The organism is Streptomyces sp. ICC1 (genome assembly GCF_003287935.1).
Lineage (GTDB): Bacteria > Actinomycetota > Actinomycetes > Streptomycetales > Streptomycetaceae > Streptomyces > Streptomyces tritrimontium.
Window position 1 is genome coordinate 5,111,276 of record NZ_CP030287.1, and the last position, 20,958, is coordinate 5,132,233.

Below are 20,958 nucleotides of genomic sequence, written 5' to 3' on the forward strand. Positions count from 1 at the left end.
GAGCGGCACGCAGATATGAGTACGCAGAGCAGCGCCGGCGGCGCCGCAGGCACCAGGCTGACGCACATCGACGAGGCCGGCGCGGCCCGGATGGTCGACGTCTCCGAGAAGGACGTCACCACCCGGACGGCGCGGGCCAGTGGGCGCGTGCTCGTCTCCCCCCGGGTGATCGAGCTGCTGCGCGGCGAGGGCGTCCCCAAGGGGGACGCGCTCGCCACCGCGCGGATCGCCGGGATCATGGGCGCGAAGAAGACCCCCGACCTGATCCCGCTGTGCCACCCGCTGGCCGTCTCCGGCGTGAAGGTCGACCTGAAGGTCACCGACGACGCCGTCGAGATCCTCGCCACCGTCAAGACCGCCGACCGCACGGGCGTCGAGATGGAGGCGCTGACCGCCGTCGCGGTCGCCGGGCTCACCGTCATCGACATGGTGAAGGCCGTAGACAAGGGCGCGGTCATCACGGACGTGCGGGTCGAGCAGAAGACGGGCGGCAAGTCCGGCGACTGGGCGCGTTCGTGAACGCCCCGCGCGGCGGCGAGGTCCACAGCCACGCCCACGCCCCTGCCCCTTCCCAGGAGGCCGGCCCCGTGACGCCGGAGTCGGCTCCCGCGCCGCGCGCGCTGGTGGTCACGGCCTCGAACCGGGCCTCGAAGGGCGTCTACGCGGACAGGGGCGGCCCGGTGCTCGCCGACGGTCTGCGCGCCCTCGGCTTCGCCGTGGACGGCCCGCGGGTGGTGCCCGACGGGGACCCCGTCGAGGCGGCCCTGCGCGAGGGCGTGGCCGCCGGCTACGACGTCATCCTCACCACCGGCGGCACCGGCATCTCACCGACCGACCGGACCCCGGACGTCACCGCGCGGGTGCTGGACTACGAGATCCCGGGCATCCCGCAGGCCATCCGCGCCGAGTCCCTGGCGAAGGTGCCGACCGCGGCGCTGTCGCGGGGGCTGGCCGGAGTGGCCGGCCGCACCCTGATCGTGAACCTGCCCGGTTCGACGGGCGGGGTGCGCGACGGGATCGCGGTCCTGTCCCGCGTCCTGCTCCACGCCGTCGACCAGATCCGGGGCGGCGACCACCCCGCGCCCCCCGGCAGAAGCACAGGGAGCGAGAGCTGAACGGCCCCTCCTGGCCGGTGGTGCTCGCGGACGGCGATGTCACGCTCCGGCCGATAAAGCTGCGGGACCAGGCCGCCTGGCGCGAGGTCAACCGGCGCAACCGGGACTGGCTGCGGCCGTGGGAGGCCACGATCCCGCCGCCCGCGCCCTGGGGGCCGGTGATCCAGCGGCCGACGTACCGCCAGATGGTCCGCCACCTGCGGGCCGAGGCGAACGGGGGGCGCATGCTGCCCTTCGTCATCGAGTACGAGGGGCGCCTGGTGGGCCAGTTGACGGTCGCCGGGATCACCTGGGGCTCGATGTGCGCGGGCCACGTCGGCTACTGGGTGGACCGCGAGGTGGCGGGCCGCGGGGTGATGCCGACCGCGGTGGCCCTGGCGGTGGACCACTGCTTCACGAAGGTCGGCCTGCACCGGATCGAGGTGTGCATTCGCCCGGAGAACGGCCCGAGCCGCCGGGTGGCGGAAAAGCTCGGATTCCGAGAGGAAGGGCTGCGGCCGCGATATCTGCACATCGACGGCGCGTGGCGCGATCACCTCGTTTACGCGCTGACGGTGGAGGAGGTGCGGGAGGGGCTGCTGCACCGCTGGCACCGGGAGCGCCACCCGCACGGGCCCGCGTCGCCGGGGCCCGCGTCGCCCGCGTCGCCCGGACAATAGGAATCCGATATCTGTTCGAATTCTTTCGTCCGGTGACCGATTCGCCCATAACCTGATCCGAAGAATCACAAAAAAAGTCCGTGATATCAGCGAGATCATGCGACACGCCGTCCCAATTGGCGGATCCGCCTGCCCGCGCACCTCTACGGTGTGGGGTGTGAGCAGCAGCGGCCTCATCTACGCAGTCATTGTCGGGGCCTGGGCCGCCTACTTGGTGCCCATGTGGCTCCGGAGGCAGGACGAGCTGAACGAAGCCCGTCCGACGGAACGCTTCTCCACCGCCATCCGGCTGCTTTCCGGCCGGGCGGGAATGGAGCGCCGTTACGCCAAGGGACTGCGTGAGCGCGGTGACGAGGAGGCGGGACACCAGCCCCCCGCGGACCCGGACGCAGCGACGGAAACGGTGAACTCCGCGGACGTCGACGACGTCCGGGCCGTCGTCGTGCCCCCGCCCACCCGCGCGGAGCCGAGATCGGCCGCCTCGGAGCGGGCGGACCGCGCCGAGCGGGCCCGCCGCGAGCAGCGCCTGGTCGTCCTGGCCCGCCGCCGGCGCACCACCGCGCTGCTCTTCCTGATCTTCACCCTCGGCGCGGTCGTCGCCGCCGTCGGCGGACTGCGGTACCTGTGGGCCCCGGCCGTCCCCGCCCTGCTGCTGAGCACCTACATCGTGCACCTGCGCGTCCAGGAGCGGCGGCGCTACGAGTTCACCATGGACCGGCGGCGCGCCGAAGCGGCCGCCCGCCGGCTCCGCGAGAACCGCCCCCGCCGCCGTGCCTCCGAAGACGCCGCCGCGGCCGGCTCCGACCCGGACCCCGCGCCACCCGTCTCCCCGCAGGAGGCCGGCCGGCGCGCCCTGGTCGAGCAGACCGACCACGCGGAGTGGGTGGACCAGCAGCGCGAACGCGAGCGCGGCCCCGCCCGCGGTGACAGCTGGGAGCCCGTCCCGGTCCCGCTGCCCACGTACGTGACGGCCCCGGTCGCCCCGCGCGCCACCGGCCCGGCCACCCCGGACCCGTGGAGCGCCGCCCGCTCCAGCACGGCCGAGCCGACGGAGCCGCGCCTACGCGCGCAGCCCGCCGCGCGCCCGCCGCGCGCCCGCGACGCGTCCCGCACGCCGCTGTTCGACCAGTACGAGGGCGACGAGCGGCCGCGCGCCGCGAACGAGTGATCGATGACCTGCGCGGACTGCGCGGACGCTCCCCGAAACCGGTTTTGGAGCACCCGCGAGGGGATGCTAATGTTTCACACGTCGCAAGGGCCTGTGGCGCAGTCTGGTAGCGCACCTCGTTCGCATCGAGGGGGTCTGGGGTTCAAATCCCCACAGGTCCACAAAGGGGCCGTTCGCGGGTTAGCCCACGAACTGTTCGCGAGATCCCGGTTAGACGGTCACCGTCTGACCGGGATCTCGTCGTTTCAGCCTTGATTAGTACGGAGTTCAGTCCATCGGGCTGCTGGGAAGCGCGGTTTCCCCGGTCGGAGTGGATCGGGGGTGGACATGCGGGCATGCCGCGGAGACCGCAGGCGTGGAGGCAGGCTCCTGCGATCTCGCGACATGTCGATCTTCAATTTCGGGGCGCGCACCGCGTCAGGGGCTGCGGCTCACGCCGTGCGGGGCGGGCGTGGATGTCTCACCGGCCGGGGGGTAGGGGATGAGGTCCTCGCCGGCCTCGAGGTCGAGGCCGGTTCGGGCGCTCTTCTTGCTGGCGATGAGGAAGCGTTCCAGCTCGGTGATGTTCTCGACCATGACCGTGATGGCGGCCAGGAGCGATTGGGCGACTCGTCCTCGGGGCTGGCGCTTCTCGCGTGCGTGCAGGGCGGTGTCGACGGACTTCAGGCGGCCGTTGCCGCCCTCGATGTGGGCCCGCAGGCTCTGGTAGGCCAGGGCCCAGGACGGTGTCTGCCAGGGGAGCTCCTGGCGCATGCGGGGCATGACGTGCGCCTGCACGGTGACAGAGGACTGACGGCAGCACTTGGGGCGGTCGTCGAGAGGAATGTCGGGGACGTCGATGCTGGGCCTGGCGGCGGGGTGCGCGCTGCGTGCGCGTGGGGCGTCCAGGTGGATGGTGACTGGTACGGGGCCTTGTCTCTTCGGCGTGCCGAGGCGCTCGCGCTCCTGCGCCCAGGGGCAGTTGAGCTTGGTCGCGGGGCAGGCGAAGCGTTCTGTGCCGCGCTCGTCGAGGGTGTCCTTGCGGGTGAGGGCGTACGGCTCGATCTCCTGGAGTTGCTCTCGCAAGGGGATGCGTTCGCGTTCGTTCTTTGCGCTGCGGATCTGCTGGTAGAGGTCGAGCAGCCGACGCGGGGTGCGGGGGCAGAACAAGCGCCCCACCTTCGCGATGGCGCCCTGGTGGTAACCCTCTGCCCGGGGAGTGACCTGAGTCTTGGCGAAGTCGAGGACCGGCATGTAGCCCAGTGCCCGCATCGGCTGGTGGAAGTCCTTGGGGAAGAGTTTGGTGTAGGCGCGGTCGGCGGCCGTGAAGCCGCGCAGCTCGGTGAGCTGGGCCAGGACTGCGCTCACGTACTGGGCGTGGCGGCCCATGTCCTTCTCAGGGGTGTGCAGGACCATGCCGAGGATCAGCTGTGGGTAGCGGCCGGCCCGGTCGGGGTCCGCGTGCGCGGCGATGGCCAGGGTGGCGCTGTAGCCGAACTCCCGGTCGCCACCGCCCTTGTAGTGCCAGTTCGCGCTTGCCTCAAGGGCGGAGCGCTTGCGGGTGTGGGGGCGCGCCCAGGTGGGCACGCAGGTCGTGTCGATGGCGGTGTCCCCGCGCCAGTGACGCATCAGTCCTTTGGTGAAGGCGGTGCGGACCGGAGAGGTGACGAGGCGGTTGGCGAGTTCCTCCAGGCGCCGCAGCGCCGGCTCGCCCGTCGCACCGTTCCAGAGCGCGGCGACCTTGCGGCCATCGGCCCGGGGAAGCCGGCTGCGGCGCTGGTGCGGCGCTGGGTCCAGCAGCCGGACCATGCGGCTCCAGGCCCGGTGGAAGCGGTTGTACAGGGCGTTGACCGCGTCCTGGTCCTCGATGTCGCAGGTGGGGATGGACAGCTCGGCCCGCAGTCGCTTGCTGGTGCCGAAGCTGATGATCTCGAAGGCGTCGTCCAGGTTGGTGCTGGCCTTCTCGTAGCTGGCGCAGACGAGCCCGAGCAGGACAAGGCGGATGGGGTACCCGGGTGGGCCGGGCAGCGGGGCGAACAGCTCCTCGACGGCGTCCGGTACGCCGCTGAGGTGCAACATTCGGTGCAGCTTCTTGACCTTGCTGTCGGGCAGCTCGGACGGTTCCTGTGAACGCGGGTAGGGCCGCCGGGGGCGGCCGTTGCCGGGCTGGTAGCGAGGGTCGTCGGCGGGGGTCCTCACGCCCAGCCCCGCAGCATGCGTGCGGTGGACTCGGTGGTCAGCGGCGGGACCCACGCCCGGTAGGGGGCCAGCGCCGCCGTCGAGGCCATGCCCGCCGCATCGGCGATCACATCCTCAGGGACGCGCTGGCGCAGCAGCTCCACGATCCAGGTGCTGCGCAGCCGGGCGAGTCTCAGTTCCGGGAGCCCGGAGCTGTTCTTCAGAGTGCGCTTCGTCCAGTTGGAGATGCCGTTCTTCGGCTCGGCGACCTGGCGCTGCGGCAGGAACAAGTAGCCGTCCCCGGCGACGCGCGCCCGCGCGGCGAGGTCCTCCTCCCACATCGCCCGGCAGACGACGAGCCGGTCGCTGCCCGGCACCGCCACGACCACCGCCTCGGACGGCAGCACCGTGATGTCGCTGCCGCGGACAGCCAGTACCTCGCGGCGCGTCAGCCCGCAGCCGGCCCCGAGCGCCAGCAGCGCGAGAGCACTGCCCCCGTGGGCGGCCGCAGGGGAAAGCGTGCGTGCCCACATCAGGAAGCGGGCCAGTTCCGGCGGCGTGTACGGGGCGGCGCGCTCCCGGCTGGCGCTCATTCGAGGCGTGGGCTGCTGCCCGTACTCCAGCCACAGCAAGGCCTCGCGGACACGCAGCAGGATGGACCGGTAGGTCTGCACCGAGCTGCCCTTGAGCCCCTTGCGGGCGAGCAGGAACCGCGTCATCACCTCGGGCGCCAGCCAGGCCAGCGGGTCACGCGCGACCCCGGCACGCTCCGCGTACACGGCCAGTCCGGACAGCACCAGCATGAGCTTCGGCGCCGGATAGGGCACCGAATCGCAGGTGGCGGCGGCCACCATACGCACGCCGTCGGCGACCAGGGGCCATTCCGACGGCTCCTCCGAAGGCCCGTAGCCGAGGATCGCGCCGCTCACATCCGTCTCCAAAGGGACACACCACGAGAAATGGCTACACAAGCAGCCATCTGTTTCGTGACTGTGCACCTCGACCGTCAGGAGCGCATCCGCATGACCGGAGGACGAGGCCGCAGCGTGCCGCCGCGGGAACTGGCCGACGACCCGGAGGGCTGGCCCGAGGCGACGATCCCCGACCACCCCCAGGCTCGGGTGGTGCAAGCTATCGCCGCCGCCCTGACCAGGCATATGGCTCGGGAAGGGCTCGGTCTGCGACGCCTCGCGGCGCTCAGCGGAGTCAACCGACAGGCCATCGCCAACCTCCTCGCCGGCGACAGCTGGCCGGACGTTGCGACGCTGAGCCGACTGGAGGACGCCCTCGGTGTCGGGTTGTACCCGGGAACCCCCGGGCCGGGATCGGGCCACTGCTGAACCTCCGATGGCCCGCGCAATAGGCGCGGGCAGGACGAATTCGGCTCAGCACGCCACGGGCAGCCCACGCCTGGGCTACCCTCGTCAACGCATGCTGAAGCCGTTACTGGGTCGGACGTGTGCAGGTGCCGCCGGGACTGATCCCTCGGCGGCACCACCTCTACCTCGCCCGGGCCGGCTGATCCTCCGACGTCGAGCGGTGTTCACCGCGAAATCCGCCGCCCCGTTAGGCCGCCCCCTCAGGGCCCGTGAACTCGCCGGACGCGAGCGCCTTCAGGAAGCCGGATCCCGCGAGTTTGCGGCATGCCCGGCGGGTGGCCTCCACCTGCGAACGGGTCGGGTCCTTACGGCCCAGGGCGATGGTCACCTCGCGCGCTCGCATGGGGCGGTCCGCGCTGGCCACCAAAGTCACGATCCTCCGGCTGACGGGCCCCTTGGGCTTCCCCGGCGGCATGGGTGGCGCGACTCTCTCCTCGCGCTGAGGGCCTGTGGACGGCTCCTGAGCACCCTCGGAGGTGAACTCGGTCGGAGGCTCCCCGGCGCCCGACTCGGCCCCGAGGAGATCCGTGAGCATGCGGCGCGTGATGGCCAGAGCGGCCGCACGTTCCTCCAGGGCGACGAGTCGCTCCCGGATTGCGTCCAGCTTCTCCCGCGCGACGCGCTGCTCCCACTCCAACCGCTGGAGGAGCTTGTCGGGCGCCACTGAACCTCCATCAAGTCAACGATTGTCAGGGGTAATTGGCCGCGCCAGAGCTGCGTTTCAGTGATGCGGTGCACGCTGCGCCCTCACTGTAGAGGGATCCCGGGAAGGCTGGGGGTGAATCCCGAACATCATCGGGCAGAGAGTGGGTCCCGCATGGCGGGCCGGAGACGCGACAGTCGCAGGGTCGTCAGGAGTCCGGAGGTGGGGCCATCAATGACTGTCGGCGACTTGAAGGCGGGGAGGCGGTGGTCGCCGTGGTTGCGCACGGCTTTCCTGGAGTTCTGTGCATGCCGATCCTGCGTGACCACGGGTGCATCACCTTCGTGCGCGGATCCATCGCGCTGCGGTGGAACTCGACCCCGTCTCGTGATGAAGCCAGACTCGACGCAGCCGCATACGTGAACGCGTCGTAGCTGGGCAGGAGTTACCCATCTCCGGCGTTGCCGAAAGCTCCTGCGATCTTCCCGTACATCTCTTACGGTGGCTCAAGGGGCTTCGGTGTCGCGAACCAGAGCCCGAAGGGCATGGATGAGCGTCAAGGGCGGGCGATGACGACACTGTTTGAACGGCTGGATGAGGAAGAACTCAACGTTCGAAAGGAGTTGGGTGAACTCCGCACCGAGATCGCCGCTGCCGAGGAGCACCTCATCCGCTTGACGATCACCAGGGACACTCTGTTGTCCCTGGTGAATGACACCTCCCAGAGCGGGGATCCGGCTGTGCCGGATGAATCGGGCCGTCCGGATACGGAGGGGGACCAGTCTGACCCAGCCGCCTCGACTGCAACTGCGGAGCCGGCACCTCCATCTGGACCGCTCGGCCTGGAAGAGGCAAGGGAACGGATACTGACGCTCCTCGCGGGTTCCGGGCGGGCACTGAAGGTGAACGACATCACTGCGGCGATTGGTGAGGATCCAACTCGGGTGGAGACGACCCGTTCGCGACTCAAGCGGCTGGTGAAGGAGGTCCGGGTGGCCGAGGGCCCGACGGCCTGGTTCACCATCGCACTCCCTGCCGAGGCCGCCGAAGGCGGGACTCCCTCCCCAGGGGTTGCCTAGTTCTCGCCTTTGTACGGGTGCGAGCGACCATCACGGCTCACGGATCTGCACCCTCCACCGCTGCCCCCTTGGGCCGCTCGTACTTCGGCGGCTGGTCCGTCGCAGCGTCAGAGGGTCAGCTTTCGGCCGTCGCGGAGATCGGCCGTGACCTCCCGTAGAGATCACCGAGACCTACATTCCCCGACGCGGATAGGCCGACGATCCGGTCCCGCCGGCCGACGGGCGAGGCCCCGACGTCGACGGGCGTAGATCCGTGAAGCTGTCTCTTATCACCATCTGACGCTGCCGCCGCTCTCCTCTGTCTATAATACTGCGCTACCAGGGATCGTGGGGGGGGGGGTCGGCGGCAGCGTGAGAGTTGTATAAGGGACGGGCCTGGGCCGGAGCCTGGGGCGGTGCCTGGACCTGCGACTGGGCCTGGGTCTGGGTCCGCTGCTGCGTCGGGATTCCGGCCTGGCTCCGGCCTCGGGCCCGGGCGGGACACAGGGCATCGGCAGGCGTCTGGACATGGGTGTGCGACATGGTTCTCCTCGGTCTGTCCGTGTACGACGTACGCGCGTGCTCGGCGGGCTTCAGAGAGCCGGAGCCGTGGCGCTGCAGACGCGGAGGAGGTCGATGTGCAGCCGGCGGGTGAGCCAGGAGCGGCGGAGCGGTGCGGGCGGTGTGGTGAGCTGGTCCATCGGCTCCCCCTCGTGTCCGCGACCCCCGTTAGGCTGGCGTTCGCAGTCTCGTGGCCCCGCAGGGGGCCGTCAAGAGTGCCCGCACCCCTTGGAAGGAAGCCCCTGCCCATGTCCCGTGAGTCCCGGTCCGACGCGGTCCTCGACAATCCCGTCTGGACGGCGCTCGACGGCCCGCACCGCGGGTTCGCCGAGACCGGGCCCGCCGGACTCGCCGCCCGCTACCCCGACGGCGTGTCGCCCTTCGCCGCGCTCGCCGATCCCGAGGACCCGCGCGCCTGGGCCGATCTGGCCGAGCTCTTCGGTCCCGGGCAGGAGGTCTGGGTGACCGGGCTGCCGACCCCGCCCGCCGGCTGGGAGACCCTGCTGTCACTGCCCGGCGTACAGCTCGACGGCCGGGCGGTGCGGGGCAAGGAGGACCCGGAGGCGGTGCTCCTGGGCCCCGCCGACGTGCCGGAGATGCTGGAGCTGGTCGAGCTGGCGAAGCCCGGGCCGTTCGGTGACCGCACCGTCGAGCTGGGCACGTACCTCGGGATCCGCCGCGGGGGCCGGCTCGTCGCGATGGCGGGCGAGCGGATGCGGCCGCCGGGCTGGTCGGAGATCAGCGCGGTCTGCACCCACCCCGACCACCGGGGCGCGGGGCTCGCCGGGCGGCTGATCCGGGCGGTCGTGGCGGCCGTGGAGGAGCGCGGCGACAGCGCGTTCCTGCACGCGGCGGCGCAGAACACCTCCGCCATAGGTCTCTACCTGTCGATGGGCTTCACCCTGCGCCGCGAGCCGCTCTTCATCGGGCTTCGCACGCCCGACACGAAGGCTTAACACGGATTGACATTCCATCCGTTGCGGGCGGGCCCCCCACTGACCTAGCGTCGAAAGGACGATCGAAGAGCGAGGGGGGGTGGCCCGGCATGACCGCAGGAACCGGCACCCGACCCGACGCCCCGACCGGCACCCGGCCCGGCTCCCGCGGCGGCGCCCGCACCGGCGCCGCCGCCGTCAGCCCCCGCCGCGCCGTCCGTCTGCACTCCCGCGCGCACATCGACCTGCTGCGCGTCGCCGCCTCCCTCTGTCGTTCCTGATCAGCGTTCCGCGATCCGAGTCGTCCTTCGCCGCGCCGTCCGATCAGGAGGCAGTTCCGCCATGCCCGTTCGCCCTTCCCCCTCCCCCGAGGTCCATCTCGCCGTCGCCCTCGACGGCGCCGGCTGGCATCCGGCCGCCTGGCGCGAACCGGGCGCGGACGCGGCCCGGTTGTTCACCGCCGGGTACTGGGCCTCGCTCGTGGCCGAGGCCGAGGCCGGGCTGCTGGACTTCGTCACCTTCGAGGACTCGCTGGGCCTGCAGTCCACCGATCCGGCCGGGCCCGACGGCCGCACCGACCTGGTGCGCGGGCGGCTCGACGCGGTGCTGGTCGCCGCCCGGGTGGCGCCGCTGAGCCGGCACATCGGGCTGGTGCCGAGCGTGGTGGCCACGCACACCGAGCCGTTCCACGTCTCCAAGGCCCTCGCCACCCTGGACTACGTCAGCCGCGGGCGGGCGGGCCTGCGCGTCCAGATCTCCGAACGGCCGGACGAGGCGGGCCACTTCGGGCGCCGTGCGGCGGGCGGGGACATCGCCGGGCTGTACGGGGAGGCCGCCGACCACGTGGAGGTGGTGCGCCGGCTGTGGGACAGCTGGGAGGACGGCGCCGAGATCCGCGACGTGGCCACGGGCCGGTTCGTCGACCGCGCCAGACTGCACTACATCGACTTCGAGGGGCCCCACTTCAGCGTCAAGGGACCCTCCATCACCCCCAGGCCGCCGCAAGGGCTGCCCCCGGTCAGCGCGCTCGCCTCCGACGCCGCCGGGTACCCGTTCCTCGCCGGGTCCGCCGACCTCGCGCACGTGACCCCGGGCAACGCCGACGAGGCCCGCGCCGCGGCCCTGGCCCTGCCCGGGGCCCCGCACGTGTTCGGCGAGCTGACGGTCTTCCTCGACGACAGGCCGGAGGACGCGGAGCGCCGGCTGCAGCGGCTGGACGCCGCGCACGGGGCCGCGTACACGAGCGACGCCCGCATCTTCGCGGGCACGCCGCAGCTCCTCGCGGACCTGCTGCTGGAGTGGCACGGGGCCGGGCTGACCGGGTTCCGGCTGCGGCCGGGCGTGCTCGCCCACGACCTCCCGGCCATCACCCGCGGCCTGGTCCCGGAGCTGCAGCGGCGCGGGGCGTTCCGACGCTCCTACGGGGCCGCCACGCTCCGCGGCCTGCTGGGCCTGGAGCACCCCGCGAACCGGTACGCGGCCGCCGGCGGCGCCGGGCCCACCCGGTCCGGTGCCGCTGCCGCCGCCTCCGCTCCCGCCACCGTCGCCGCCTGATCCCCGGAAGGACCGACAGCCATGAGCAAGCCGCTCAAGCAGATCCACCTCGCGGCCCATTTCCCCGGGGTCAACAACACCACCGTGTGGAGCGACCCCGCCGCGGGCAGCCACATCGAGTTCGACTCCTTCGCCCACTTCGCCCGGACCGCGGAGCGCGCCAAATTCGACTTCCTCTTCCTCGCCGAGGGGCTGCGCCTGCGCGAACAGGGCGGGGAGATCTACGACTTGGACGTGGTGGGGCGGCCCGACACCTTCACCGTGCTGGCCGCCCTCGCCGCGGTCACCACCCACCTCGGGCTGACGGGCACCATCAACTCCACCTTCAACGAGCCGTACGAGGTGGCCCGCCAGTTCGCCTCCCTGGACCACCTCTCGGACGGCCGGGCCGCCTGGAACGTGGTCACCTCCTGGGACGCCTTCACCGGGGAGAACTTCCGGCGCGGCGGCTTCCTGCCGCGCGAGCAGCGCTACGAGCGGGCCAGGGAGTTCCTCGCCACCGCGCACGAGCTGTTCGACTCCTGGGACGGCGGCGAGCTCCTCGCCGACCCGGTGTCCGGGGAGTTCCTGCGGGACGCGCGGGCGGGCGCCTTCGCCCACCGGGGCGAGCAGTTCGACATCTCCGGGCACTTCAACGTGCCGCGCAGCCCGCAGGGGCGGCCCGTCGTCTTCCAGGCGGGCGATTCGGACGAGGGCCGGGAGTTCGCGGCGGCCGGCGCGGACGCCATCTTCGGCCGGTACGGCACGCTGGACGCGGGCCGCGCCTTCTACGCGGACGTGAAGGGGCGGCTGGCCAAGTACGGCCGCACCCCCGACGAGCTGAAGATCCTGCCGGCGGCCACCTTCGTGCTCGGCGACACCGACGACGAGGCGCGGGAGCTGGCCCACGAGGTGCGGCTCAAGCAGGTCAGCGGGGCCACCGCGATCAAGTACCTGGAGCACGTGTGGAACCGGGACCTGTCGGGCTACGACCCGGACGGGCCGCTGCCGGACGTCGATCCGGTCCCCGGTGAGAACACCGTCGCGCAGGGCCGGGCGAGCGTGCGCACGCACCGGGATCCGGCGGACGTCGCGCGCGAGTGGCGGGAGCTGGCCGGTGCCCGGGGCCTGTCGATCCGGGAGCTGGTGATCGAGACGACCGGCAGGCAGACCTTCGTCGGCTCGCCCCTGACGGTGGCCCGGGCCATCGACGGCCTGGTCCAGGCGGACGCGGCCGACGGGTTCATCCTGGTGCCGCACCTGACGCCCGGCGGGCTCGACGCCTTCGCGGACACCGTCGTACCGCTGCTCCAGGAGCGCGGGGTGTTCCGCCGCGAGTACACCGGCCCGACGCTGCGCGACCACCTCGGTCTCGCCGCCCCGCGCGCCCTGGCCCCCGCCCACCACTGAAACCCCGCCGAAGACCCTTCGGCGAAGGCCCGCAGCAGGCCCGCAGCAATCCCGCAGCAGGCCCGAAGGCCCGCGCCGCAAGCACGTCACCGCAGGAGGGAACACCATGCCCGCCGTCCCGCTCGGGGTCCTCGACCTCGTCCCGATCCCGTCCGGCTCCACGGCCGCCGAGGCCTTGCGCTCCAGTGTCGACCTGGCCCGCCAGGCCGAGCGGTTCGGCTACGCCCGCTACTGGTTCGCCGAGCACCACCTCAACCCGGGGGTCGCCGGGACCTCGCCGGCCGTCGTGCTGGCGCTGACCGCCTCGGCCACCTCCACGATCCGGATCGGCTCGGGCGCGGTCCAGCTGGGACACCGCACGGCGCTGTCGACGGTCGAGGAGTTCGGCCTGCTGGACGCGGTGCACCCGGGCCGGATCGACCTGGGCCTGGGCCGTTCGGCGGGCGGCCCGGCGCCGCGCCGGGCCGACGCGGCGCCGCCGGTGGCGTACACGACGGACAACGGGCTGCTCATCCCGGAGCCCTTCTCCTTCGCCCATCTGCGGGACCACCCGCGCATCGCGCTCCAGCACCGGCTGCTGCAGCTGCCGGGGGCCGCGCCGCAGGAGTACTCCGAGCAAGTGGGCGACGTACTGGCCCTGTTGCGCGGGGAGTACCGCTCGCCGGAGGGGGTGGAGGGGCACGCCGTGCCCGGCGAGGGCGCCGAGGTCCAGGTGTGGGTGCTGGGCAGCAGTGCCGGGGTGAGCGCCGAGACGGCCGGCGCGAACGGGCTGCGGTTCGCGGCGAACTACCACGTCAGCCCGGCGAGCGTCCTGGAGGCGGCCGAGGCGTACCGGGCGGCCTTCAAGCCCTCGGCCGGGCCGGACGGGCTGGACCGGCCGCACCTGACGGTGTCCGCCGACGTGGTGGTGGCCCCGGACGACGCGGAGGCGCGGGAGCTGGCCACCGGGTACGCGCCGTGGGTGCACAGCATCCGCTCGGGCGCGGGAGCGATCCCGTTCCCCGACCCGGACCGGGCGCGCGAGCTGACCCGGGACTGGTCGGCGGCGGACCACGAGCTGGTCGCCGACCGGGTGGAGACCCAGTTCGTCGGGTCCCCCGCGACCGTCGCCGACCATCTGGAGCGGCTGCGGGACGCGACCGGCGCGGACGAGCTGCTGATCACCACGATCACGCACGGGCACGCGGACCGGGTGCGCTCGTACCGGCTGCTGGCCGGGGAGTGGGCCCGGCGAGGGTAGCGGGCCGCCCTGCCGGCCGGGGGCGGCCGGAGCCTTGACCGGCTTGCGGAGGAAGGCGTTTCGCCGACGGGGGTTTGGCCCGGCGCGGTGTGGTCACACGCGGAGGAAGCATCCGACGACCGCCTCGCGAAAGGAACCGCCATGACCTCCGTGACGTCCGCCACCGCACTGACCTCCGCGTCCACGTCCCCCCGGATCCCCGAGGCCGACGTGACCCGGCTGCCCGGTTCCGCGGTCCACCACTGGGAGTGGCAGACCTACGCGGCCTGCCGCGAGCTCGGCTCGTCCCGGTTCTTCCATCCCGCGGGCGAGCGGGGCGAGGAACGGGAGGAGCGCGACGCGGCCGCGAAGCGCGTCTGCGGCGGGTGCCCGGTGCGGGAGGCGTGCCTGGAGCACGCCCTGCGCACGCGGGAGCCGTTCGGGGTGTGGGGCGGCAAGACCGAGGAGGAGCGCAAGGCCCTGGCGCGGCCCTCGCGCGCCAGGAGGGCCGCCATGACGGCGCCGAAGGGGCAGAGCGGACCCAGCGGGCCCGACAGGTCCGCTACGCCGGGGCGCCCGAGGTGAAGCGGCGCAGCAGCGGGGAGAGGACGAGGACCGATTTGGTGCGCTCCACGAAGGGCTCGCCCGCGATCCGTTCCAGGACCCGCTCGAAGTGCCGCATGTCGGAGGCGAAGACCTGGACGAGGGCGTCCGCGTCGCCGGTGACGGTCGACGCGGACACCACCTCGGGGTAGCGCTCCAGCCCTCGCCGGATGTCGTCCGGCGAGGTGTTGTGGCGACAGTAGATCTCTATGAAGCCCTCGGTCTCCCAGCCCATGGCGGCGGGGTCGACGCGGACCGTGAAGCCGGTGATGGCCCCTTCGGCACGCAGCCGGTCCACGCGCCGTTTGACGGCGGGGGCGGAGAGTCCGACCTCGGAGCCGATGTCCGCGTAGGAGCGGCGGGCGTCCTCGGCGAGGGCGTGCACGATGCGTTCGTCGAGATCGTTCAGTCGCACTGCGCGTGGATCACTTCTCTGCTGCGGCCGGTTCTGCTGTGGCCAGTCGGGAGCGGCGGATGCCGTACAGGAAGTAGACCACGAGGCCAACGGCCATCCAGCCACCGAAGACCTGCCAGGTGACGGCGTCGAGGCTCCACATCACCCAACCGCAGGCGAGGAAGCCGAGTATCGGCGTGAGCGGGAACAGGGCCACCTTGAAGGTGCGCGGCATGTCCGGGCGGGTGAAGCGCAGGATGATGACGGCGACGTTGACCAGACCGAAGGCGAAGAGCGTGCCGATGCTGGTGGCGTCGGCCAGCTTGCCGAGCGGGATGGTGGCGGCGAGGAGTCCGCAGAAGAGGCCGACGATCACCACGTTCGCGCGGGGAACGCCGGTGCGCGCGTTGACCTTGCCGAATGCCTTGGGCACGAGGCCGTCGCGGGACATCGCGAACAGGATGCGGGTCTGGCCGTAGAGCACGGCGAAGACCACGGAGGCGATGGCGACGACGGCGCCCGCGGCCAGGACCACGCCCCAGAAGCTGTGGCCGGTGACGTCGGTCATGATCTGGGCGAGCGCGGCCTCGGTGCCCTCGAAGTCCTGCCAGGGCATGGCGCCGACGGCGACGAAGGCCACAAGGACGTAGAGGACGGTGACGATCAGCAGCGAGAGCATGATCGCGCGGGGCAGGTCGCGCTTGGGGTTCTTGGCTTCCTCACCGGCGGTGGAAGCGGCGTCGAAGCCGATGTAGGAGAAGAAGAGGGTGCCGGCCGCGGCGGTGATGCCCTCCCGGCCGAGCGGGTTGAAGTTCGAGTAGTTGCCGGACTTGATGCCCATGGCACCGATACCGATGAAGAGCAGCAGGGTGACGATCTTCACGCCGACCATGATCGAGTTGATCCGGGCGCTCTCCTTGGCTCCGCGCATGAGGAAGACCATGGCGAGCAGGACGACGACGAGCGCCGGCAGATTGATGAAGCCGCCCTCGCCCAGCGGGGCGGAGACACTCTCCGGGATGGTGATCCCTATCGTGCCGTCGAGGAATTCGTTGAGGTACTCGCCCCAGCCGACGGCGACCGCCGCGACGGAGACCCCGTACTCCAAGATCAGGCACCAGCCGCAGACCCATGCGACGAGCTCGCCCATGGTGGCGTAGGTGTACGAGTACGAGGAGCCGGAGACCGGCACCGATCCGGCCAGCTCCGCGTAGGAGAGCGCCGAGAAGAGGGCGGTCAGGCCCGCGATGACGAAGGAGATCGTGACGGCGGGACCGGCCTTGGGGGCCGCGGTGCCGAGGACGACGAAGATGCCGGTGCCCAGGGTCGCGCCGATGCTGATCATCGTGAGCTGCCACATGGTGAGCGAGCGGCGCAGCGAGCCGCCCTCGCCCTGGCCGCCCTCGGCGACCAGCTGCTCCACCGGCTTGCGGCGCATCAGGGGGTGGGGCGCCTTGCGGGGCTCCGAGGTGAGCGGTGGCGCCTGGCCGTGATCGAGCACGAGGGGACTCCTTTGTCACTGCGGGTGGGGTGTGTCGGCGTCGACCGCAGCGGTCCGGAGCAGGAGCAGGCAGCGCAAGAACCTGCCTGGGCATGGGGGGACCGCGAGCAGGCGGTCCTCGCCACTCCACGTACAGCGAGTGAGCCTACGAGCTGAGTGATACCGCCCGTAATGCACCATCCTTGCACATTGGCGACTGATCGTTGCGCGGATCTGTCCTGGATGGTCCTTTGTTGCGCGGGGATGATCGATCAGTGCGTGACCCATCCCGAACGGCGTTCTTGACACTTCGTCAGATCTGCCGCAGCGTGCCGTCATGGATCTGGACGTGCTCTATGAGATCGACGTGCCCAGGCCTTGGCCGGGAGCCCATCCGCACGGCCAGCGGGCCGCCGAGCAGCGCGCCTACCGGGAGGCCGTCGAGCAGATCCGGCTCGCCGACCGGATGGGATTCCGCACCGTCTGGGCGGTCGAGCACCACTTCCGCGAGGGCCGCTCGCACTGCCCGGCCCCCGAGGTGCTCCTCGGACACCTGGCCGGGCTCACGGAGCGGATCCGGCTCGGCTTCGGCGTGACCCTCACCCCCTTCGCCTTCACGCCGCCCCAGCGCATAGCGGAGAAGGTCGCCACCGTCGACGTGCTCTCCGGCGGTCGGGTGGAGTGGGGCACCGGCCGGTCCACGCCCATGGAGCAGACCGCCTTCGGCGTGGACCGGGAGAGGTCCCGGGAGGACTGGCGCGAGGCCATCGAGATCGTGACGGGGATGTGGCGCGAGGAGTACTTCGCCTACGAGTCGGAGCGCTTCCGCTTCCCGCGCCGCATGGTCACCCCCAAGCCGGTGCAGGATCCGCACCCGCCGGCCTGGATGGCGGCCACCTCCCCCGGTTCGGCGGAGGTCGCGGGTGCGCACGGCCTGGGACTGCTCTCCTTCTCGATCATGCAGCCGCTGGAGGCGATGGCCGCCCAGGTGGCCGCCTACCGGGCGGCGGCCGCCGCCCCGAGCCCGCTCACCGACGTCACCACGGACCGGGTCGCCGCCTACACCCTGGTCCACGCCACGCCGCCGGGCACCGCCCCGGGCGCCCGCGTCTGGGACTCGGTCGCCTGGTGGTACTCGAACCTCGCGCGCTTCACCCTGGAGTGGGAGCTGCCGCACCTGGGCCCCGAGGAGCGCGAGCGGACCTTCCCGCTGCTCACGCCGATCCTCGAGGGGAACGTCCCGGTACGGGAGTTCAGCGACGGCGACATGATCCTCATCGGGGACGCGGAGACGATCGTCGCCAAGGCCAAGCGGTACGCGGACCTCGGTGTCGACCAGCTCATCTGCTACGTCCAGTGGGGGTACCTGGAACACCGGGAGATCCTGCGGACCCTGGAGATCCTCGGCAAGGAAGTCCTCCCGGAGCTGGCCCGCTACGAGCCCCGCCGGGAGCGCGCGTGAGCGCGCGGCCCCGGGGCGCGGCCGGGGCTCCCGCCGGTGCCGCGGCCGCCGGTCCCGCTTCCGCAGGTTCCGCGGCCGGTTCCGCTTCCGCCGGTTCCGCGGCCGCCGGTTCCGCGGCCGCCGCCGGGGAGCCCGCTCACCTCGACACCTCCCCCGTCCCCGACTACGCCGCCCTGCACCGCCTCGACGGCCGCGGGTTCGTCCTGCTCGGCGCGGGCAACGGCATCGGCCGGCAGACCGCGCACGCGCTGGCCGCCGGCGGTGCCCGCGTGCTGTGCGTCGACGTGGACGGGGAACGGGCCCGGGCGGTCGCCGTCGAGACCGGGGGCCTCCCGTACGCCGCCGACGTCACCCGCCGCGACCCGATGCGGGAGCTCTTCGCCGAGGCCCCGGGGCTCCTCGGCCGCCCGGTCGGCGGGGTCGTCGACATCGTAGGCATGGCCCGCTACGCCGCCCTGCCCGAGCTGGACGACGCCGGCTGGGACTGGCACTTCGACCTCGTCCTGCGGCACGCGTGGCTGGCCGTCCAGTACGGCGGCGAGGCCGTCGCGGCGGCCGGCGGCGGCCCGCTGGTCTTCGTCGCCTCCGTCTCCGGGCTCACCGCCGCCCCGCTGCACGCCGCGTACGGGGCGGCGAAGGCGGGCCTGATGTCACTGGTGCGCTCGGCGGCGGTCGAGCTGGGCCCGCGCGGGGTACGGGTCAACGCGGTGGCACCGGGCGTGGTCGCCACCCCGCGGGTCCGCGCCCTGCTGGGCACCGAGGGGCGGCGGCGCAACGCGGAGAACGCCCCGCTGGGCCGGGTCGCCGAGACCGCGGACATCGCGGCCGCGCTCTATTTCCTGGCCTCGCCGCAGTCCTCGTACATCACCGGGCAGACGCTCGTGGTCGACGGCGGCGTCGGCGTGAAGTTCCCGTACCCGACGATCGGAGCCGAGCAGTGAACACGCACAGGACCGAAGACACGGACACGGACGGCGGCCCGGAGATCGGGACGGAGACGCGGACGGAGACGGACGCCGGCACGGACGCGGCGGCCGTCGCCGGCACCGGGCCCTGGCTGGACCCGGGCCCCTTCCTGCGCGGCGTGTCCTGGCTGGACCGGGGCCGCCCGGTACGGGCCGACCCCGCCGACACCATGCGGCTGCCCTGGGACACCGGCGAGCGGGCCACCCTGCCCATCGGGGTGCGCCTGGAGTTCACCGCCCGGGGCGCGCGGGCGGTGGAGATCCGCTACCGGGCGACCGTGCCCGGCCCCACCGACGCGCTGCGCGACCTCGCGCACGGCTTCGCCCTCTGGGACCGGCACGGGGTGGTGCGCGAGCTGTACACCGAGCCGGCGGCCGAGGCCGTCATACGCCTCGAACTACCCGGCGGATCCGGCCCGTTCACCATCCATCCGCCCGAGACGCAGTCCCCGCTGATCCTCGGCGTGCGCGGGGTCGGCGGCCGGGTGGACCCCGCGCCGCCCGCCCCGCGCTGGGTGGTGCACGGCGACTCCATCACCGAGGGCTGGTGGTCCACCCGGCCCGCGCACGGCTGGCCGGCGATCGCCGGGCGGGCGCTCGGCTGGGACACGGTCAACCTCGGCTACGCGGGCGCCGCGCGCGGGGAACTGGCCACCGCCGAGCAGCTCGCCGAACTGCCCGCCGATGTCCTCACCCTCGCCTTCGGCACCAACTGCTGGTCCCGCGTGCCCTTTTCGGCCCCCCTCCTGTACGAGACCACCCGCGCGTTCATCGAACTGGTCCGCCAGGGCCACCCCCGGACACCGCTGCTCCTCCTCTCCCCCGTGCTGCGGCCCGACGCGGAGCGCACCCCGAACAAGCTGGGCGCCACCCTGGGCGCCCTGCGCGACGCGATGGAGCGCGCCACCCGGGACCGGATCGCCGCCGGGGACGACCGGCTGGCCCTGCTGCCGGGGCGGGACGTACTGGGCCCCGAGCACCTGGCGGACGGCCTGCACCCCAACGACTCCGGTCACCACACGCTCGGCCTCGCTGTGGCCACGGCCATGCGGCGGGCCGGGTTCGACGCGGGGTGAGTGAAACAGCCCACACCGAACGGGTTGAACAGAACGGCTCCAACGCAGCGTGTCCTGCACACAGTTGCCGCCGCTCCGCACGACGGGCGCAGCGGCGGACACCGGGACGCACACGTGGGAGAGATCAAGATGGGCATCAAGCGCGGAACCACCCTGGCGGCCGTGGCGGTCGTCGTCGCACTCAGCGCGACCGCCTGCGGCGGGAACGACCAGGCCGGCGACAACACCAAGCCCGCCGGTGCCGTCGCCTCCGCCCAGACCTCCGGGGACGGCTACGGAGAAGGCTACGGAGCGGGCGCCGGCGCGGAAGCGGGCGCGGACGGCGCCCCAAAGCCCGGCGGACAGTTGGCCGTCGCGCAGAACGACCAGCTGGGATCGGTCCTCACCGACAGCGCGGGCTTCACCCTGTACCGCTTCGACAAGGACACCGCGAAGCCGCCGAAGTCGAACTGCGACGGGGACTGCGCGAAGACCTGGCCGGTGGTCGCCGCGGGCGACGCGACCGCCGCGGCGGGCACGGACCCGGCGCTGCTGGGCGAGGTGGTCCGCACCGACGGCAGCAAGCAGCTGACGGTGGCCGGCTGGCCCGTGTACCGGTTCAGCAAGGACACCAAGGCGGGCGACACCAACGGGCAGGGCGTCGGCGGGACCTGGTTCGCGGCCGCGCCCGACGGCAAGAAGGCGGCGAAGGCCGCGGCCGCCCCGCCGGCCGGCGCGGCCCAGGCCGAGGGCGCGCTGACCGTGGCCAAGGACCCCAAGCTGGGCGACCACATCGTCGACGGCAACGGCATGACCGTCTACCGGTTCAAGCCCGACACCGCGTGGCCGATGGTCTCCAAGTGCGAGGGCGACTGCGTGGCCAAGTGGCCGGTCGTGCCCCCGGTGGACCAGGCCAACGCCAAGGGGATCATCGAGAAGAACTACCTGGTCCTGGACCGCCCCGACGGCAAGAAGCAGCAGACGGTGAACTGCTGGCCCGTCTACACCTTCACCGGCGACAAGAAGGCCGGCGACACCAACGGCCAGGGCGTCGGCGGCACCTGGTACGCGGTCGCCCCCGACGGCAAGCTCATCACCGGCCAGTAAGCCCCGCGCCGCGGTGCGGCGCGCCCACCGGACCATCTGACCGCGCGGCCCCTGC

At 72.5% G+C, this 20,958-nt stretch carries 21 protein-coding genes and 1 tRNA gene; 17 read left to right on the forward strand and 5 right to left on the reverse strand.

The features are described 5' to 3' along the window. The first annotated feature begins 15 nt into the window (after window positions 1–15). The 5 genes from moaC to DRB96_RS24215 all read left to right on the forward strand — a co-directional run bounded on the left by moaC (window position 16) and on the right by DRB96_RS24215 (window position 3,103). Window positions 16–519, forward strand: coding sequence for a cyclic pyranopterin monophosphate synthase MoaC (gene moaC, locus DRB96_RS24195; RefSeq protein ID WP_112450355.1), 504 nt, complete (start codon window positions 16–18; stop codon window positions 517–519). A 68-nt stretch (window positions 520–587) separates the two neighbouring features. Continuing rightward, window positions 588–1,115, forward strand: coding sequence for a MogA/MoaB family molybdenum cofactor biosynthesis protein (locus tag DRB96_RS24200; protein WP_239516301.1), 528 nt, complete (start codon window positions 588–590; stop codon window positions 1,113–1,115). A gap of 17 nt (window positions 1,116–1,132) precedes the next feature. Continuing rightward, window positions 1,133–1,774 (forward strand): GNAT family protein, encoded by a 642-nt coding sequence (locus DRB96_RS24205; protein WP_239516300.1) that lies wholly within the window; start codon window positions 1,133–1,135, stop codon window positions 1,772–1,774. Window positions 1,775–1,931: 157 nt separating this feature from the next. Beyond that, the gene (locus tag DRB96_RS24210; protein WP_112450357.1) at window positions 1,932–2,942 is read left to right on the forward strand and encodes a hypothetical protein; all 1,011 of its coding nucleotides are present in this window, start codon (window positions 1,932–1,934) and stop codon (window positions 2,940–2,942) included. A gap of 87 nt (window positions 2,943–3,029) precedes the next feature. Beyond that, a tRNA-Ala gene (locus tag DRB96_RS24215) sits at window positions 3,030–3,103 on the forward strand. Window positions 3,104–3,359: 256 nt separating this feature from the next. Here DRB96_RS24215 and DRB96_RS24220 read toward each other — a convergent pair. Both DRB96_RS24220 and DRB96_RS24225 read right to left on the reverse strand, forming a co-directional pair. After that, on the reverse strand, window positions 3,360–5,120 hold the full coding sequence (locus tag DRB96_RS24220) for a hypothetical protein (RefSeq protein ID WP_112450358.1): 1,761 nt from the start codon (window positions 5,118–5,120) through the stop codon (window positions 3,360–3,362). Next, window positions 5,117–6,028, reverse strand: coding sequence for a hypothetical protein (locus DRB96_RS24225; protein ID WP_112450359.1), 912 nt, complete (start codon window positions 6,026–6,028; stop codon window positions 5,117–5,119). The genes DRB96_RS24220 and DRB96_RS24225 overlap by 4 nt, the downstream gene beginning before the upstream one ends. A gap of 93 nt (window positions 6,029–6,121) precedes the next feature. Between DRB96_RS24225 and DRB96_RS24230 the strand changes: the two genes are divergently transcribed. Then, complete coding sequence (locus DRB96_RS24230) at window positions 6,122–6,439, forward strand: helix-turn-helix transcriptional regulator (RefSeq protein ID WP_112453674.1); 318 nt, start codon at window positions 6,122–6,124, stop codon at window positions 6,437–6,439. A gap of 226 nt (window positions 6,440–6,665) precedes the next feature. Here DRB96_RS24230 and DRB96_RS24235 read toward each other — a convergent pair whose 3' ends face one another. After that, a complete protein-coding gene (locus tag DRB96_RS24235; protein WP_112450360.1) occupies window positions 6,666–7,142 on the reverse strand; it encodes a hypothetical protein in 477 nt (158 codons plus the stop codon). 548 nt (window positions 7,143–7,690) lie between these two features. On the opposite strand from DRB96_RS24235, the gene DRB96_RS24240 reads away from it, so the two are divergent. The 7 genes from DRB96_RS24240 to DRB96_RS24265 all read left to right on the forward strand — a co-directional run bounded on the left by DRB96_RS24240 (window position 7,691) and on the right by DRB96_RS24265 (window position 14,422). After that, window positions 7,691–8,200, forward strand: a complete 510-nt coding sequence (locus tag DRB96_RS24240; RefSeq protein ID WP_112450361.1) for a hypothetical protein — start codon at window positions 7,691–7,693, stop codon at window positions 8,198–8,200. Between the two features lie 788 nt (window positions 8,201–8,988). After that, window positions 8,989–9,696 carry a GNAT family N-acetyltransferase gene (locus DRB96_RS24245; RefSeq protein ID WP_112450362.1) on the forward strand — a complete coding sequence of 236 codons (708 nt, stop codon included), beginning with the start codon at window positions 8,989–8,991 and terminating at the stop codon, window positions 9,694–9,696. Window positions 9,697–9,785: 89 nt separating this feature from the next. Then, window positions 9,786–9,956, forward strand: a complete 171-nt coding sequence (locus DRB96_RS43165; protein ID WP_162688730.1) for a hypothetical protein — start codon at window positions 9,786–9,788, stop codon at window positions 9,954–9,956. Window positions 9,957–10,017: 61 nt separating this feature from the next. After that, a complete protein-coding gene (locus DRB96_RS24250) occupies window positions 10,018–11,229 on the forward strand; it encodes an LLM class flavin-dependent oxidoreductase (protein WP_112450363.1) in 1,212 nt (403 codons plus the stop codon). A gap of 21 nt (window positions 11,230–11,250) precedes the next feature. Continuing rightward, complete coding sequence (locus tag DRB96_RS24255) at window positions 11,251–12,618, forward strand: NtaA/DmoA family FMN-dependent monooxygenase (protein ID WP_112450364.1); 1,368 nt, start codon at window positions 11,251–11,253, stop codon at window positions 12,616–12,618. 106 nt (window positions 12,619–12,724) lie between these two features. Beyond that, entirely contained in the window at window positions 12,725–13,858 is a 1,134-nt protein-coding gene (locus DRB96_RS24260) for an LLM class flavin-dependent oxidoreductase (protein ID WP_112450365.1), read from the forward strand. 141 nt (window positions 13,859–13,999) lie between these two features. Next, on the forward strand, window positions 14,000–14,422 hold the full coding sequence (locus DRB96_RS24265) for a WhiB family transcriptional regulator (protein ID WP_112450366.1): 423 nt from the start codon (window positions 14,000–14,002) through the stop codon (window positions 14,420–14,422). On the opposite strand, the gene DRB96_RS24270 is transcribed toward DRB96_RS24265, so the two are convergent. Together DRB96_RS24270 and DRB96_RS24275 are read right to left on the reverse strand one after the other, a co-directional pair. Continuing rightward, window positions 14,400–14,855 carry an Lrp/AsnC family transcriptional regulator gene (locus DRB96_RS24270; protein ID WP_007262967.1) on the reverse strand — a complete coding sequence of 152 codons (456 nt, stop codon included), beginning with the start codon at window positions 14,853–14,855 and terminating at the stop codon, window positions 14,400–14,402. The genes DRB96_RS24265 and DRB96_RS24270 overlap by 23 nt on opposite strands. A 10-nt stretch (window positions 14,856–14,865) precedes the next feature. Then, the gene (locus DRB96_RS24275) at window positions 14,866–16,335 is read right to left on the reverse strand and encodes an amino acid permease (protein WP_239516350.1); all 1,470 of its coding nucleotides are present in this window, start codon (window positions 16,333–16,335) and stop codon (window positions 14,866–14,868) included. 316 nt (window positions 16,336–16,651) lie between these two features. On the opposite strand from DRB96_RS24275, the gene DRB96_RS24280 reads away from it, so the two are divergent. From DRB96_RS24280 to DRB96_RS24295, 4 genes are all read left to right on the forward strand, one after another. Further along, the gene (locus DRB96_RS24280) at window positions 16,652–17,776 is read left to right on the forward strand and encodes an LLM class flavin-dependent oxidoreductase (protein WP_112450367.1); all 1,125 of its coding nucleotides are present in this window, start codon (window positions 16,652–16,654) and stop codon (window positions 17,774–17,776) included. After that, entirely contained in the window at window positions 17,773–18,717 is a 945-nt protein-coding gene (locus DRB96_RS24285) for an SDR family oxidoreductase (protein ID WP_275432023.1), read from the forward strand. Before DRB96_RS24280 ends, DRB96_RS24285 begins: the two co-directional genes overlap by 4 nt. Window positions 18,718–18,833: 116 nt before the next feature. Beyond that, a complete protein-coding gene (locus DRB96_RS24290; protein ID WP_204358064.1) occupies window positions 18,834–19,817 on the forward strand; it encodes a GDSL-type esterase/lipase family protein in 984 nt (327 codons plus the stop codon). A gap of 129 nt (window positions 19,818–19,946) precedes the next feature. After that, window positions 19,947–20,903 carry an SCO0930 family lipoprotein gene (locus DRB96_RS24295; protein ID WP_112453678.1) on the forward strand — a complete coding sequence of 319 codons (957 nt, stop codon included), beginning with the start codon at window positions 19,947–19,949 and terminating at the stop codon, window positions 20,901–20,903. The last annotated feature ends 55 nt before the right edge of the window (window positions 20,904–20,958 follow it).

Coding starts and splice junctions, on each gene's coding strand:
- DRB96_RS24260 (WP_112450365.1), top strand. CDS start 12,725: ATGCCCGCCGTCCCGCTCGGGGTCCTCGACCTCGTCCCGATCCCGTCC.
- DRB96_RS24255 (WP_112450364.1), top strand. CDS start 11,251: ATGAGCAAGCCGCTCAAGCAGATCCACCTCGCGGCCCATTTCCCCGGG.
- DRB96_RS24265 (WP_112450366.1), top strand. CDS start 14,000: ATGACCTCCGTGACGTCCGCCACCGCACTGACCTCCGCGTCCACGTCC.
- moaC (WP_112450355.1), top strand. CDS start 16: ATGAGTACGCAGAGCAGCGCCGGCGGCGCCGCAGGCACCAGGCTGACG.
- DRB96_RS43165 (WP_162688730.1), top strand. CDS start 9,786: ATGACCGCAGGAACCGGCACCCGACCCGACGCCCCGACCGGCACCCGG.
- DRB96_RS24295 (WP_112453678.1), top strand. CDS start 19,947: ATGGGCATCAAGCGCGGAACCACCCTGGCGGCCGTGGCGGTCGTCGTC.
- DRB96_RS24250 (WP_112450363.1), top strand. CDS start 10,018: ATGCCCGTTCGCCCTTCCCCCTCCCCCGAGGTCCATCTCGCCGTCGCC.
- DRB96_RS24230 (WP_112453674.1), top strand. CDS start 6,122: ATGACCGGAGGACGAGGCCGCAGCGTGCCGCCGCGGGAACTGGCCGAC.
- DRB96_RS24245 (WP_112450362.1), top strand. CDS start 8,989: ATGTCCCGTGAGTCCCGGTCCGACGCGGTCCTCGACAATCCCGTCTGG.
- DRB96_RS24240 (WP_112450361.1), top strand. CDS start 7,691: ATGACGACACTGTTTGAACGGCTGGATGAGGAAGAACTCAACGTTCGA.
- DRB96_RS24280 (WP_112450367.1), top strand. CDS start 16,652: ATGGATCTGGACGTGCTCTATGAGATCGACGTGCCCAGGCCTTGGCCG.